The sequence below is a fragment of the Rahnella sp. RcJ3 genome (genome assembly GCF_009498575.1).
GTDB classification, from domain to species: domain Bacteria; phylum Pseudomonadota; class Gammaproteobacteria; order Enterobacterales; family Enterobacteriaceae; genus Rahnella; species Rahnella aceris.
In genome coordinates this window covers 175,156-189,905 of record NZ_QSNX01000003.1, presented here as the reverse complement: position 1 = coordinate 189,905, position 14,750 = coordinate 175,156, and the positions used below count along the sequence as shown (strand labels likewise).

Annotated in this window: 11 protein-coding genes; 5 read left to right on the top strand and 6 right to left on the bottom strand. The window is 53.0% G+C overall.

The genetic code is table 11. From position 1 onward, the window contains the following. Window positions 1-291 precede the first annotated feature (291 nt). Window positions 292-2,907 carry an aminopeptidase N gene (gene pepN / locus DXU84_RS05715; RefSeq protein ID WP_153375061.1) on the top strand — a complete coding sequence of 872 codons (2,616 nt, stop codon included), beginning with the start codon at window positions 292-294 and terminating at the stop codon, window positions 2,905-2,907. A gap of 75 nt (window positions 2,908-2,982) precedes the next feature. Here the strand turns inward: pepN and ssuB are convergent, their stop codons facing one another. Genes ssuB through ssuE form a run of 5 tightly spaced genes read right to left on the bottom strand, consistent with a single transcriptional unit; the run spans window position 2,983 to window position 7,353 of the window. Beyond that, window positions 2,983-3,765 (bottom strand): aliphatic sulfonates ABC transporter ATP-binding protein, encoded by a 783-nt coding sequence (gene ssuB / locus DXU84_RS05710; RefSeq protein ID WP_013574858.1) that lies wholly within the window; start codon window positions 3,763-3,765, stop codon window positions 2,983-2,985. Beyond that, window positions 3,762-4,553, bottom strand: coding sequence for an aliphatic sulfonate ABC transporter permease SsuC (gene ssuC / locus DXU84_RS05705; protein ID WP_013574859.1), 792 nt, complete (start codon window positions 4,551-4,553; stop codon window positions 3,762-3,764). Before ssuC ends, ssuB begins: the two co-directional genes overlap by 4 nt. Window positions 4,554-4,564: 11 nt before the next feature. After that, the gene (gene ssuD, locus DXU84_RS05700) at window positions 4,565-5,719 is read right to left on the bottom strand and encodes an FMNH2-dependent alkanesulfonate monooxygenase (RefSeq protein WP_037036006.1); all 1,155 of its coding nucleotides are present in this window, start codon (window positions 5,717-5,719) and stop codon (window positions 4,565-4,567) included. A gap of 59 nt (window positions 5,720-5,778) precedes the next feature. Further along, window positions 5,779-6,753, bottom strand: coding sequence for a sulfonate ABC transporter substrate-binding protein (locus tag DXU84_RS05695; RefSeq protein WP_112151109.1), 975 nt, complete (start codon window positions 6,751-6,753; stop codon window positions 5,779-5,781). Between the two features lie 18 nt (window positions 6,754-6,771). Continuing rightward, on the bottom strand, window positions 6,772-7,353 hold the full coding sequence (gene ssuE / locus DXU84_RS05690; protein WP_013574862.1) for an NADPH-dependent FMN reductase: 582 nt from the start codon (window positions 7,351-7,353) through the stop codon (window positions 6,772-6,774). A 315-nt stretch (window positions 7,354-7,668) separates the two neighbouring features. Between ssuE and pyrD the strand changes: the two genes are divergently transcribed. Together pyrD and DXU84_RS05680 are read left to right on the top strand one after the other, a co-directional pair. Then, window positions 7,669-8,679 (top strand): quinone-dependent dihydroorotate dehydrogenase, encoded by a 1,011-nt coding sequence (gene pyrD / locus DXU84_RS05685; protein ID WP_013574863.1) that lies wholly within the window; start codon window positions 7,669-7,671, stop codon window positions 8,677-8,679. 184 nt (window positions 8,680-8,863) lie between these two features. Next, on the top strand, window positions 8,864-9,412 hold the full coding sequence (locus DXU84_RS05680) for a cell division protein ZapC (protein WP_013574864.1): 549 nt from the start codon (window positions 8,864-8,866) through the stop codon (window positions 9,410-9,412). Between the two features lie 30 nt (window positions 9,413-9,442). Here DXU84_RS05680 and DXU84_RS05675 read toward each other — a convergent pair whose 3' ends face one another. Beyond that, the gene (locus DXU84_RS05675) at window positions 9,443-10,546 is read right to left on the bottom strand and encodes a YcbX family protein (protein WP_013574865.1); all 1,104 of its coding nucleotides are present in this window, start codon (window positions 10,544-10,546) and stop codon (window positions 9,443-9,445) included. Between the two features lie 110 nt (window positions 10,547-10,656). Here DXU84_RS05675 and rlmKL point away from each other — a divergent pair, with 110 nt between their 5' ends. After that, window positions 10,657-12,777, top strand: a complete 2,121-nt coding sequence (rlmKL, locus tag DXU84_RS05670; RefSeq protein WP_013574866.1) for a bifunctional 23S rRNA (guanine(2069)-N(7))-methyltransferase RlmK/23S rRNA (guanine(2445)-N(2))-methyltransferase RlmL — start codon at window positions 10,657-10,659, stop codon at window positions 12,775-12,777. A gap of 5 nt (window positions 12,778-12,782) precedes the next feature. Further along, window positions 12,783-14,687: an ABC transporter ATP-binding protein gene (locus DXU84_RS05665; protein WP_013574867.1), complete on the top strand. Its 1,905-nt coding sequence runs from the start codon at window positions 12,783-12,785 to the stop codon at window positions 14,685-14,687. Window positions 14,688-14,750: the final 63 nt, after the last annotated feature.

Here is a 14,750-nt window from a genome sequence, read left to right as displayed (position 1 = left end):
GTATGTGAATACCATGAAGCCATACGACAAGCTGTCCGTGACGGTTGTGTTTTTGCCGGATGCGCCAAACCCGCTGTTTTACAGAAATTTCTGTGTTTTGGTTGAAAGGTGCGCATACGCACTCACAAACTGGCAACAATCTGGGATTTCCTGATGCCTGTGGTAGAGTTTAAAGATAAAAAGTATGAAGGTCGTCCGGTGTGCTGTGCAGCGATTCGCTGACTTGCAAAACCTGCTTCATCAATCAATATCGCCATCACTACTAACCACCAACACGTCAAAAGGTTTTTTATGACTCAACTGCCACAAGCCAAGTTCCGCCACGATTATCGTGCGCCGGACTATACCATCACGGACATTGACCTTAATTTCGAGCTTGATGCACAGAAGACCCTTGTGACTGCGGTCAGTCAGATTAAACGACAGGGCGCAGAGGGCGCGCCGCTGGTGCTCAACGGCGAAGACCTGACCCTTATTAGCCTGAAGGTTAACGGCCAGGACTGGCCAAAATATCAGTTAAAAGAAGGCGCACTGGAAATTACCGGTGTGCCGGAAGCCTTTGAACTGGCGATTGTTAATGAAATTCATCCGGCAAAAAACACTGCGCTCGAAGGATTGTATCTTTCCGGTGAAGCGCTTTGTACGCAGTGTGAAGCCGAGGGTTTCCGCCATATTACGTATTATCTGGATCGTCCGGATGTGCTGGCGCGTTTCACGACCCGCATTGTGGCGGATAAAGCCCGCTATCCTTATTTGCTGTCAAACGGTAACCGTATTGATCAGGGTGAGCTGGAAGGCGGCAAACACTGGATCAAATGGCAGGACCCGTTCCCGAAACCTTGCTACCTGTTTGCGCTGGTCGCGGGTGATTTTGATGTGTTGCGCGATTCCTTCAAAACCCGTTCCGGCCGGGATGTAGCGCTCGAACTGTTTGTCGATCGTGGCAATCTGGATCGTGCAGGCTGGGCGATGGAATCCCTGAAGCAGTCCATGAAATGGGACGAAACCCGTTTTAATCTGGAATACGACCTCGACATCTTTATGATTGTCGCCGTTGATTTCTTCAACATGGGCGCGATGGAGAACAAAGGCCTGAATGTCTTTAACTCCAAATACGTGCTGGCGAAAGCCGAAACCGCCACCGATAAAGATTACCTCGGTATCGAAGCGGTGATCGGCCATGAATACTTCCATAACTGGACCGGCAACCGCGTGACCTGCCGCGACTGGTTCCAGCTGAGCCTGAAAGAAGGCCTGACCGTATTCCGCGATCAGGAATTCAGCTCTGATCTGGGCTCGCGTTCAGTTAACCGCATCGATAACGTACGTGTCATGCGTGGTGCGCAGTTCTCTGAAGATGCCAGCCCGATGGCGCACCCGATCCGTCCGGAAAAAGTCATTGAAATGAATAACTTCTACACCCTGACGGTGTACGAGAAAGGTTCAGAAGTTATTCGCATGCTGCACACTTTGCTGGGGGAAGAGAAATTCCAGGCTGGCATGCAGCTGTATTTCGAGCGTCATGATGGCAGCGCGGCAACCTGTGACGATTTTGTACAGGCGATGGAAGATGCCTCAAACGTCGATCTTTCTCTGTTCCGTCGCTGGTACAGCCAGTCTGGTACACCAGTGCTGACCGTGCGCGACGACTATGACGTGGAAAAACAGCAATACACCCTGACTGTCAGCCAGAAAACCCCGCCGACGCCTGATCAGACTGAAAAGCTGCCACTGCATATCCCGCTGGATATTGAACTGTATGACCCGCAGGGCAATGTGATTGCGCTGAAACAACAGGGTAAGACGGTCAGTAACGTGCTGAACGTGACTGAAGCTGAGCAGACGTTTGTGTTTGACGACGTGGAATATCCGCCGGTGCCTTCCTTACTACGTGAATTCTCCGCACCGGTGAAACTCGATTACAAATGGGGCGATCATCAGCTGACTTTCCTGATGAAGTACGCGCGTAATGATTTCGCCCGCTGGGATGCGGCACAAAGCCTGCTGGCAATTTACATCAAACTGAACGTAGCTCGTCATCAGCAGAAACTGCCATTGTCCCTGCCGTTGCATGTGGCAGATGCGTTCCGCGCGGTATTGCTGGATGAGAATATTGATCCGGCGCTGGCGGCGCAGATTCTGACTCTGCCGTCTGAAAATGAAATTGCTGAACTGTTCGATATTATCGATCCTGAAGCGATCAGCGCTGTTCACGATGCGATCACCCGTTGTCTGGCAACCGAAATGGCGGATGAATTCCTGGCGGTTTACAACGCTAACCGTCTGCCTGCATACCGTGTCGTGCATGAAGATATCGGTAAACGTTCGCTGCGTAACACCTGCCTGCATTATCTGGCCTTTGCCGATGTGACGCTGGCAGATCAACTTGTCAGAGCGCAGTTTGAGCAGGCTGATAACATGACGGATTCTCTGGCGGCGATGTCTGCGGCGGTTTCCGCGCAACTGCCTTGCCGTGAATCCCTGATGGCGGCTTACGATGAGCGCTGGCATCACGACGGTCTGGTGATGGATAAATGGTTTATCCAGCAGGCGACCAGCCCGGCAGCCGATGTATTGCAGAAAGTCCGTTCACTGCTGAACCACCGTTCATTCAGCATGGGCAACCCGAACCGGGTCCGTTCATTAATCGGTGCTTTTGCGTCTGCCAATCCTTCTGCATTCCATGCCGCAGATGGCAGCGGTTATCAGTTCCTGACTGAAATGCTCACCGATCTTAACACCCGTAACCCGCAGGTAGCGGCGCGTATGATCGAGCCGTTGATCCGCCTGAAACGCTATGACCAGAACCGTCAGGCGCTGATGCGTCAGGCGCTGCAACAGCTGAAAGGGCTGGAAAATCTGTCCGGTGATTTGTTCGAGAAAATTACCAAAGCGTTAGATGCGTAATCGCAATTAACCGCAAAGCAAAAGGGCGATGGAAACATCGCCCTTTTTTCGTTTTGTATTCGCTGAACAGAGAGATCAGTTTTGCGCGCGTTTTGCTTCCTGCGCCACCGTGTGTGGAGGCTGTGGCGTCAGCACGCGTTCCAGCACTTCGGCTTCCAGCTCCGCCAGTCGCGCAGAACCTTTACGACGCGGACGTGGCAAATCAACCGTTAAATCCATGCCAATCTGCCCCTGATCGATAAGGATCACACGGTCAGCGACGGTCACCGCTTCACTGACATCGTGCGTCACCAGCAGCACGGTGAAATCATGCTGCTGCCACAAACGCTCGATCAGGCTTTGCATCTCGATGCGCGTCAGGGCATCCAGTGCGCCCAGCGGTTCATCCAGTAACAGCAGGCGAGGGCGGTGGATTAATGCACGCGCCAGTGCCACGCGTTGTTTCTGTCCGCCGGATAATGCTGACGGCCAGTCGTCGGCACGATCTGCCAGCCCGACTTCTTCCAGTGCAGCTTGTGCGGCTTCACGCCACTGGCCTTTCAGGCCCAATCCCACGTTATCAATCACCTTTTTCCACGGCAGCAGGCGGTCATCCTGAAACATGAGACGCGTATCTTCGCGCACCTGACTCAGCGGTGCGCTGGCGCTGAGCAGTTCGCCCTGAGTGGTTTTTTCCAGCCCGGCCAGCAAACGCAGCAGGGTACTTTTGCCACAACCGCTGCGCCCGACGACGGCTACAAACTGGCCGGGCGGAATGCGCAGATTGATATCGTTCAGCACGGCGCGGTTACCGTATTTTTTGGTGATGCCGGACAATGTCACCGGCGTGCCTTGCGGAATACGTGCGGGGGCGTTCATGCGGCATCTCCTTGTTTTTTCTGATATGCAGGGTGCCAGCGCAGCCAGACACTTTCCAGCAGGCGGGCAAGGACATCGGCCAGTTTGCCAAGAATGGCGTAAAGCACGATGGCGACAACCACGACGTCAGTTTGTAAAAACTCGCGGGCATTCATCGCCAGATAACCAATCCCGGAGTTGGCGGAAATGGTTTCGGCCACAATCAACGTCAGCCACATGAACCCCAGCGCAAATCGTACGCCGACCATAATTGATGGCAACGCGCCCGGTAATACCACCTGAATAAACAGCGGGAAACCGGAAAGCCCGTAACTGCGTGACATTTCAAGCAGACCGCGGTCGATATTGCGGATGCCGTGGTAAGTGTTGAGATAAATCGGGAACAACGTTCCCAGCGCCACCAGGAAGATCTTGGCGGATTCATCAATGCCGAACCACAGGATCACCAGCGGGATCAGCGCCAGATGCGGAATGTTTCGTAGCATTTGCAGAGAACTGTCGAGCAGACGTTCGCCCCAGCGGGAAAGCCCGGTAATAAAGCCGAGAAGCAAGCCGAGACTGCCGCCGATAGCGAAACCAATCAGAGCGCGGAAGGTACTGATTTTCAGGTTCTGCCACAGCTCGCCACTCTTCGCCAGTGTCCAGAAGGCTTCCACCACTGCGCTGGGAGCGGGCAGAATGCGGTTGGATAACCAGCCCGCTTCGACAGCCAGCTGCCAGCCACCGATCAGAACCACCGGCACTACCCAGGGAGCAGCGCGGTTCAGCCAGCGTTGTGTCGTTGTCATCGGTATTCTCCTCAGTGCTGACTGGCGGTGCGTTTGGTCGCAAAGTCATGAGCGACCAGCTCGCCACGTGGCAAAATGGCTTTCTTCACAGTATTGTCATCTTCCGGTTTCGCCAGTTCCAGATGCGGGAACAGCAGTTCGCTGACGCGGTACGCTTCTTCCAGATGCGGATAGCCGGAGAAAATAAAGGTATCAATGCCCAGATCAGCATATTCCTGCATACGCGCGGCGACGGTCGGGCCATCGCCCACCAGCGCTGTCCCGGCTCCGGTGCGTACCAGACCAATGCCGGCCCAGAGATTCGGGCTGATTTCCAGCTTGTTGCGGTCGCCGCCGTGCAATGCCGCCATACGATGCTGGCCGACAGAGTCGGTTTTAGCGAAAGCCGCCTGCGCGCGTTGAATAGTTTCATCATCCACGTTGGCGATAAGTTTGTCGGCAGCACGCCAGGCTTCCTCGTTGGTTTCACGCACAATCACGTGCAGACGAATGCCGAAACGCACGGTGCGGCCTTGTGCGGCAGCTTTGGCACGCACCTGTTCAATTTTCTCTTTCACTAACGCCGGAGGTTCGCCCCAGGTCAGATAAAGTTCCACCTGCTCGGCGGCGAGATCCTGCGCTTCGTCGGAAGAACCACCGAAATACAGCGGCGGGCGGGGGTATTGAACCGGTGGATGCATCAGGCTCGCGCCTTTGACCTGAATGTGTTTGCCTTCGTAATCGACGGTTTCGCCTTCCAGAACACGACGCCAGATACGCGTAAATTCCGCCGACGCTTCATAACGTTCTTTATGATTGAGGTGTAAACCTTCAGCCGCCAGTTCAGCCGGATCGCCACCGGTCACCAGATTAAACAGTGCACGACCGCCGGAAAGCCGGTCGAGTGTTGCTGCCTGACGGGCTGCCAGTGTCGGAGAAATAATGCCGGGACGCAGCGCCACCAGGAATTTCAGACGTTGTGTGACAGAAATCAGGGAAGCCGCTACCAGCCATGAGTCCTCGCATGAACGACCCGTTGGCAGTAGCACGCCGCCAAAACCTAAACGGTCAGCCGCTTGCGCGATCTGCTGAAGGTAGCCGTGATCGACCACGCGGGCACCTTCTTCTGTGCCTAAATAGCGGCCGTCGCCGTGGGTAGGTAAAAACCAGAATACGTTCAGACTCATCGTTGTGTTCCTCTCAAAGTGTGCGATTCGTTACCGCTCAGCGGCGGCTAAATGGATGTTCAGTTAGCTTGTACGGCTGGTTTCCAGATGCGGTCTTTAATTTCAACCGGCTTTGGCAAAATATGGTTCTGATAGAACAAATCGGCGGTTTGCTGCTGGCGCTTTTCTGTTTCCGCACTGACCGGCGTGATAGGCATATCCGGCAGATGATCCAGATAAGAGGCGACCACTTTTTCCGGTAACCCCATCGACTGAGAAAGCAGTTTGATACTTTGTTCACGGTCAGTTTTGGTCAGCGCATTCGCCTGCGTTAACACTTCCAGAACCTGACTGATGAACTGAGGATTGGCCTCGGTGTATTTTTTCGGTGCCAGATAGAAGGAGCCCGTCTGGTGGAGCGTCGAGCCGTCGGTCAGAACGCGCACATCACCCTGAACTTGCGCGGCCGAATAATACGGATCCCAGATAGCCCAGGCATCCACATCATGTTGCTGGAATGCGGCCCGTGCATCGGCAGGGGTCAGATAGACCGGCTGGATATCGCTGAATTTCAGGCCCGCCTGTTGCAGGGCACGCAACAGCAGGTTGTGCGAACTGGAGCCTTTCTGGAAAGCGACTTTATGACCTTTGAGATCTGCGACGGTTTTGATCGGACTGTTACTGTCGACCAGAATCACTTCTGCTTTCGGTTTCGGGGGTTCAGAGCCGATATACAACAAATCTGCCCCCGCTGCCTGCGCGAACAACGGCGGCAAATCACCGGTACCGCCCAGATCAATACTTCCGACGTTCAGCGCTTCAAGAATTTGCGGCCCGGCAGGGAATTCTACCCAGCTTATTTTTGTGTCCGGGAAACGTTTTTCCAGTAACTGGTGTGATTTCGCCAGCACCAGTCCGACAGATCCTTTCTGATAGGCAATACGTAATTGCGCCGGATCCTTTTCCTGAGCCGTTGCGGTGCCGCTCAGGAAAAGGCTGGTCAGCAGGCTGGCCACAACCGGGATACGGCGTAATAAAGAGAAAGAAGCAGGCATGATTAATTCCTTTTAAAGTCAGACACGCAGTGCTTGCGCAGAAAGGGATGCAACAGACGGAAGCTGCGGACGGCGGCGGCTCAGCGCCAGGTAGAAGTTTTCCAGAGATTCGATCAAACGCTCTTCCAGTGCGGGGGCCAGCTTCGCAGGGAACGTCTGATAATCGGTGATCAGGCTGTCATCTGCGAAAACGCCCTGCAAAACTTCCTGTGCTTTCAGCGAGGCGAGTACCGGTTTTAGGGCGTAATCGACGGCCAGCATATGGCCGATAGATCCGGCTGTAGCCAGTGGCAACACCACTTTATGGTCGAGCGCGCGTTCTGGCAGTAAATCGAGCAGGGTTTTCAGTGCGCCGGAAAAAGACGCCTTATACACTGGTGTGGCGACGATCAGGCCATCCGCACTCGCCAGTTCAGCATTCAGTTGCTTGAGTTGCGGGCTGCCAAAATTAGCGAAAAGCAGATCGTCTGCTGAAAAATCCTGAATATTGTAGGTAAAGACTTCAACGCCACGGCTCGCCAGCCACTGGTGGCTGAGTGCCAGCAGGGAAGAGGAGCGGGAGGGTTGTCGCGGACTGCCTGCCAGAGTCACTACACGCATTTGCTTATTCCTTATAACAATCTGTTATAGAACTATCATTTTTCTTAACGAAGTGAGGTAAACCTAGCAGGCAGAGGCGGCGCAGCGGAAATCTCAATTTTGGCTATGGAAAGTTTCAAAACAGATAAAGCACGTGTCGGGTGTGCTGCGGGGCGATGGGGGGAAAGGAAATAAAAGTGAATTAAAGGTAACAAAAAAGTAATCGTTTGCGCAGCGAAGCAATTATTCGGCCAATATACCGGTTATCGTTTCCAATTAAGCGGCGCTTAGTCGATAATACCGCCCCGTCTAGCCACCGGGAATCCAGGAGTCTCCATGTATTATCCTCTTGTCAGGAAAGCACTGTTTCAGCTCGATCCAGAGCGCGCCCACGAGTTAACCTTTCGTCAGTTGAGCCGCATTTCCGGCACCCCGTTTGAATTCTTGATCCGCCAGTCAGTGCCCACCAAACCGGTAAACTGCATGGGATTATCCTTTAAGAACCCTTTGGGACTGGCCGCAGGCCTGGATAAAGACGGCGAATGTATTGATGCGCTGGGCGCAATGGGCTTTGGATTTATTGAAGTCGGTACTGTGACCCCGCGTGCGCAGGCCGGTAATGATAAGCCGCGTTTATTCCGTATTGTGGAAGCTGAAGGCCTGATTAACCGCATGGGTTTCAATAACCATGGCGTGGATAATCTGGTGAATAATGTCAAAAAATCACATTTTGGCGGCATTCTGGGGATTAATATTGGCAAGAATAAAGATACGCCTGTTGAGCACGGCGCAGACGATTATCTGACCTGTATGGAAAAAGTATATCCGTACGCCGGTTATATCGCGGTGAATATTTCATCACCTAACACGCCGGGATTACGTTCACTGCAATACGGTGAAGCGCTGGATGATTTGCTGGCAGCGATTAAGAATAAGCAGCTTGAGTTACAGCAACGCCATCAGAAATATGTGCCTGTTGCGGTGAAGATCGCACCGGATCTTTCTGAGGAAGAATTGATCCAAATAGCCGACAGTTTAGTGCGCCATAATATGGATGGCGTGATTGCGACCAATACCACACTCGATCGTAAACTGGTTCAGGGGCTAAATTATTGCGAACAGGTTGGTGGTCTGAGCGGGCGCCCGTTGCAGCTGCGCAGCACAGAAATTATCCGCATGCTCTCTCATGAATTACAAGGGCGTCTGCCGGTTATTGGTGTTGGCGGTATTGATTCATTAACGGCGGCCCGTGAGAAAATGGCCGCAGGCGCTTCCTTAATTCAAATCTATTCCGGCTTTATCTTTAAAGGTCCGGGTCTGATCAAAGATATTGTTACCCATATCTAATATTTTTCATCCTGAAGACGAGTCAGGGGTTTATTTATTAACCCGGCTCGTCTATATTTTGTCCACTGGCCGTAATTCAGGCTCAGGATTTGTCTGATATCGTTTCGTTACTGAAAAATCTATTCTTACAGATTAGCCGGTAATGAAGTCAGGCAGAGGGCATGAGGGTAAACAGGATGACGAAATGAAAATTAAACCAGATGATAATTGGCGTTGGTATTTTGATACAGAACATGACCGGCTTATGCTGGACCTCGCCAATGGCATGATTTTCCGTTCCCGTTTTCCCGCCAAAATGTTAACTCCTGATGCTTTCGGAAATATGTCATTTTGTGTCGATGATGCGGCGCTGTATTTTGATTTTGAAGAACAGTGCAAACATATTCGTCTCGCAGCTGAACAACGCGCTGAATTAGTTCTGAATGCCTTAGTCGCTTATCGTTTTTTAAAACCGCTGATGCCGAAGAGCTGGCATTTCAGTCAGCAGATGCGTCCTTTCCAGCCTGCTAATGGTCAGCTTGCTCAGGTGCAGGTGATGGAAAGCGGTGAACAGGCGACATTACTGGTGGTGGAATCCGGTGATAATGCCAGTCTGTGCCTGCTGGCGCAGGAACGGCTGACGGTCGCAGGGCGCGGCATGGTGCTGGGGGATGCTATTAAAGTGATGCATGACCGGCTAATGCCAGCAGCATTCCGCGTTGACAGGGATGATGTTTACGATCAGGCAGTTTAGTTTCCTGCCTGATCCTCATTAAATACACCTCTAGCCGAGCACGATATCCGTAGCCGGAATACAACTACACGCTAATATCGTTCCATCTTTTCCCACTGCACTCTCTTTCAGCGGTGCCACTTTTCCTTCTTTCAATATCATCCTGCACGCGCCACAAATTCCTGCACGACAGGAATAGGGGATACGTAATCCCTGCAATTCCAGCTGCTCGAGCAAAATCTGCTGATTGTTGCCGGTAAACTGCGTTCCCTGATAATTAATGCGGACGTCCTGCGCGGTGCTTTTTGGCGCTTCCACATTTTCAATGATATCGCCCGCGCAGTAAGGCCGTGGTGGCCTGGTTGCCAGCACCTGAACGCTGTCGCCTGCGCGGATCACGCCGCTGTTGCGGGCAATCATGTTCTGACCGAAATCGACATCGCCGTCGCTGGCGGTACGATAGCCCTGCAATGTTTTCAACGGTTCGCCACGCGGATGTTTGCGACCTTTTTCGATACTGACTGTGGTAAAAATACAGCGGCTGCAAGGTTTCACCAGATCGAAAATCACTTCCCCGATGCGGATCGTCTGCCAACTGTCTTCGGCATAGGCTTGTGCGCCGCTGACCACGATGTTCGGCCTGAATTGCTCAATCCTGACACCGCCCGGACAGCGGCGCTGTAAATCCTGCATTGAGGCTTCATTGATCAGCAGATACGGGAATCCGTCAGCAAACGACAGCGGCACTTCCGGATGTTTTTTTACCCGGCGCGTCGGTTCATCGCCAACCCAGCGCAGTTGAACGTCACGCTTTAAATAGCCACTTAACCAGCGATTTACGGGTTCCGGCGCGATGAGTGAGGTAAACTGATTGCCCCAGACTTCCGTCGGCGAGTGAACGCCTGCGAAATCACGAAATTTGACTGTGATGCTTTCGCCTTCGGGCGCGGAGATCATCAGACCATCGGGCAACAAAACCGGCGTGAACAGAACGAGGTTCGGATACTGGCGGGCTGTAATGAACATGCCTTGCGGATCGGTAATCATAAACTGGCGATCGAACGCCAGGCCGGTTGCTGTCACCAGCGAGTATGAAACCTGCAGGCCGCGCATGGATTTGACCGGGTGAACAAATAAACGTGAAAGAATGGGCACTGAAGACTGCCTCTCAGAGTGTAAAGTCTTAAGAAGAACCAGAGACTTTATGACAAGAGGCGGGGATTAGCTATAATGCGCAACAATTTTATTTTTGGTGATATGTCGATATGAACTCTTTGTTTGCCAGCACGGCGCGTGGACTGGAAGAACTGTTAAAAAGCGAACTGGAAACGCTGGGTGCGCAAGCCTGTAAAGTTGTGCAGGGAGGGGTGCATTTTGAAGGTGACGATCGCCTGCTGTACCGCAGCTTATTGTGGAGCCGTCTGGCTTCGCGCATCCTGTTGCCGCTGAACGAATTCAAAGTTCACAGCGATCTGGATCTTTATCTTGGCGTGATGGCGATCGACTGGCCGGCCGTTTTTGGCGTGGAAAAAACCTTCGCTGTGCATTTCAGCGGCCTGAATGACGAAATCCGTAACAGCCAGTACGGTGCACTGAAAGTGAAGGACGCCATCGTCGACAGCTTTACCCGCAAAATGGACGAACGCCCGAATGTGGCGAAACAGCAGCCCGACATCCGCGTAAACGTCTTCCTGCAACGTGATACCGCCAGCGTCGCGCTGGATCTCAGCGGCGAAGGCCTGCATCAGCGCGGCTACCGCGATCTGACCGGTCAGGCGCCGCTGAAAGAAAACCTGGCAGCAGCGATTGTAATGCGCTCCGGCTGGCAGGCGGGCACACCGATGGTCGATCCGATGTGTGGTTCCGGGACATTGCTGATTGAAGCGGCAATGATCGCTGCCGATCGCGCGCCTGGCTTACATCGTCAGCACTGGGGCTTTACCGGCTGGAATAAATTTGACGCTGAACTGTGGCGCGAACTGACCGCAGAAGCGCAGGTTCGTACCCGCCGTGCGGTGCAGGAAACCACGTCCCGTTTCTTCGGTTCTGATATCGACCGTCGCGTGATTGAGATGGCGCGTGCGAACGCCCGTCGCGCTGGTGTTGCGGAACTGATCAGCTTTGAAGCCTCAGAAGTTGGGAAACTGGTGAATCCGCTGCCGGAAGGCCCGGTGGGTACGGTCATCAGCAACCCGCCATACGGCGAGCGTCTGGAAAGCGAACCGGCATTGATTGCGCTGCATAACATGCTCGGCCGCATCATGAAGACCAAATTTGGTGGCTGGCAGTTGTCGCTGTTCAGTGCGTCACCGGAATTGCTGAGCTGCCTGCAACTGCGTGCTGAGCGCCAGTTCAAAGCTAAAAACGGCCCGCTGGAATGTGTGCAGAAAAACTATCAGCTGGCAGAAAACCCGACGGGTGCGGCCGGTACGCAAATGGCGGAAGATTACGCTAACCGCCTGCGTAAAAACGTCAAAAAACTGGAAAAATGGGCCAAACAGCAGGGCATTGAATGCTATCGCCTGTATGATGCCGATTTGCCGGATTATAACGTTGCGGTTGACCGCTATGGCAGCAAAGTGGTGGTGCAGGAATATGCGCCGCCAAAAACGGTTGATGCACAAAAAGCCCGTCAGCGCTTGTTTGACGTGATAAACGCCACCCTGTCTGTACTGGATATTTCATCCAGCCAGTTGATCCTGAAAACCCGTGAGCGCCAGAAAGGCACCAGTCAGTACGAGAAACTGGCGCAGAAAGGTGAGTTCCTGCTGGTTGAGGAATTCAACGCTAAACTGTGGGTTAACCTGACGGATTATCTCGATACCGGCTTGTTCCTTGATCACCGCATCGCCCGCAAAATGCTGGGTGAAATGAGCAAAGGTAAAGACTTCCTTAACCTGTTTGCTTACACCGGTACCGCCAGTGTTCATGCTGGCCTGGGCGGCGCGCGCAGCACGACCACGGTAGATATGTCCCGCACATATCTGGAATGGGCGGAAAAGAACCTGCGTGCCAACGATCTGACCGGCCGCCAGCATCGACTTATCCAGGCGGATTGCCTGTCTTATCTGGGCATGTGTGACGAACAGTTTGATGTGATCTTTATCGATCCACCGACGTTCTCCAACTCGAAACGTATGGCCGAAAGTTTTGACGTACAGCGTGATCATCTGGCTCTGATGAAAGATCTGAAACGCATTTTACGTCGCAACGGCACCATTATGTTCTCCAACAACAAGCGCGGTTTCCAGATGGATCTCGACGGACTGAGTAAACTGGGGCTGAGCGCGAAAGAAATCACCAGCCAAACCCTGTCACAGGATTTCGCCCGTAATCGTCAGATTCATAACTGCTGGCTGCTGTCCCATGCCGGCGAGGAAAAATAAAGTTTATGTCGTTAATTAGTATGTCAGGTGCCTGGCTGTCATTCAGTGACTCGCCGCTGTTGGATAACACCGAATTACACATCGAGCCGAATGAGCGTGTCTGTCTGGTTGGCCGTAACGGTGCCGGTAAATCGACGCTGATGAAGATCCTGAACCGCGAAGTGCCGCTCGATGACGGGCGTATCGTGTATGAGCAGGATTTGATTGTTGCGCGTCTGCAACAGGATCCGCCGCGCAATGTCGAAGGTACGGTGTTTGATTTCGTCTCCGAAGGTGTGTTCGAGCAGGCTGAACATCTGAAGGCGTATCACGCGATTTCGCATCTGGTTGAAACCGACCCGAGCGAAAAGAACATGAACAAACTGGCTCAGGTGATGGAGATCCTCGATCATCAGGGCCTGTGGCAGCTCGACAGCCGTATCAACGAAGTATTGCTGAAACTGGGTCTGGATGCAGATACAGAGCTGAAATCCCTGTCCGGCGGCTGGCTGCGTAAAGCGGCGCTGGGCCGTGCTCTGGTCAGCGCGCCTCATATTCTGCTGCTCGATGAACCGACGAACCATCTGGATATCGAAAGTATCGCGTGGCTGGAAGATTTCCTGAAGGAATTCCAGGGCAGCATTATCTTCATTTCCCATGACCGTTCTTTCATCCGCAATATGGCGACGCGCATTGTCGATCTTGATCGCGGCAAACTGGTGTCTTATCCAGGTAATTACGAAGCCTATCTGCTGGCAAAAGAAGAAGCCTTACGCGTTGAAGAACTGCAGAACGCCGAGTTTGATAAAAAACTGGCGCAGGAAGAAGTGTGGATCCGTCAGGGTATCAAAGCCCGCCGTACCCGCAACGAAGGCCGCGTACGCGCTCTGAAAGCCCTGCGTAAAGAGCGTTCCGATCGCCGGGAAGTGATGGGCACCGCCAAAATGCAGGTGGTCGAAGCCGCGAGTTCAGGCAAGATTGTCTTTGAAATGGAAGACGTTTATTACAGCATTGCCGGAAAACAACTGGTGAGCAACTTCTCTGCGCAAGTCATGCGTGGTGATAAAATTGCGCTGATTGGCCCGAACGGTTGTGGTAAAACGACGTTGCTGAAACTGATGTTAAGTAAGATTCAGGCAGACAGCGGCCGTGTTCACTGCGGTACTAAACTGGAAGTGGCGTACTTCGACCAGCACCGTGCTGAGCTGGATCCTGAGCGTACGGTGATGGATAACCTGGCCGAAGGTAAGCAGGAAGTGATGGTCAATGGCCGTGCACGCCATGTACTGGGCTACCTGCAGGATTTCCTGTTCCACCCGAAACGTGCCATGACACCGGTGAAAGCGCTGTCAGGTGGCGAACGTAACCGCCTTCTGCTGGCAAAATTATTCCTGCGCCCAAGCAACCTGCTGATCCTCGATGAACCGACCAACGACCTGGATGTGGAAACTCTTGAACTCCTGGAAGAGATGATCGACAGCTATCAGGGCACGGTACTGCTGGTGAGTCATGATCGTGAATTCGTTGATAACTCGGCAACCGAATGCTGGATTTATGAAGGCGATGGCGTGATCAACAGCTATGTCGGTGGTTACCATGATGCACAGCATCAGCGCCGCAACCAGAAGCCAATCCGTCAGGCGGTGACCACGGAAAATAAACCCGCTGCACAACCTAAAGCAGAACCGGCCAAACGCACCGCGAATAAGCTCAGCTATAATCAGCAACGTGAGCTGGAACAATTGCCTTCGCAAATCAGCACTCTGGAAGAAAAAATCAGTGCCTTGCAACAGCAAATGAGCGATGCGAATTTCTTCACCCTTCCTCATGAAGAAACGCAGCAGGTGCTCACCGCTTTCGCTGCCGCAGAGCTTGAGTTAGAGCAGGCGTTTGAACGTTGGGAAGCGCTGGAAGCGCAGAAGAACGCTTAACACTGCCTCATGATTGGCAACCGGATAAAGGGAAGGCCGGTTGCCGATATTCGTAGTCTTTCC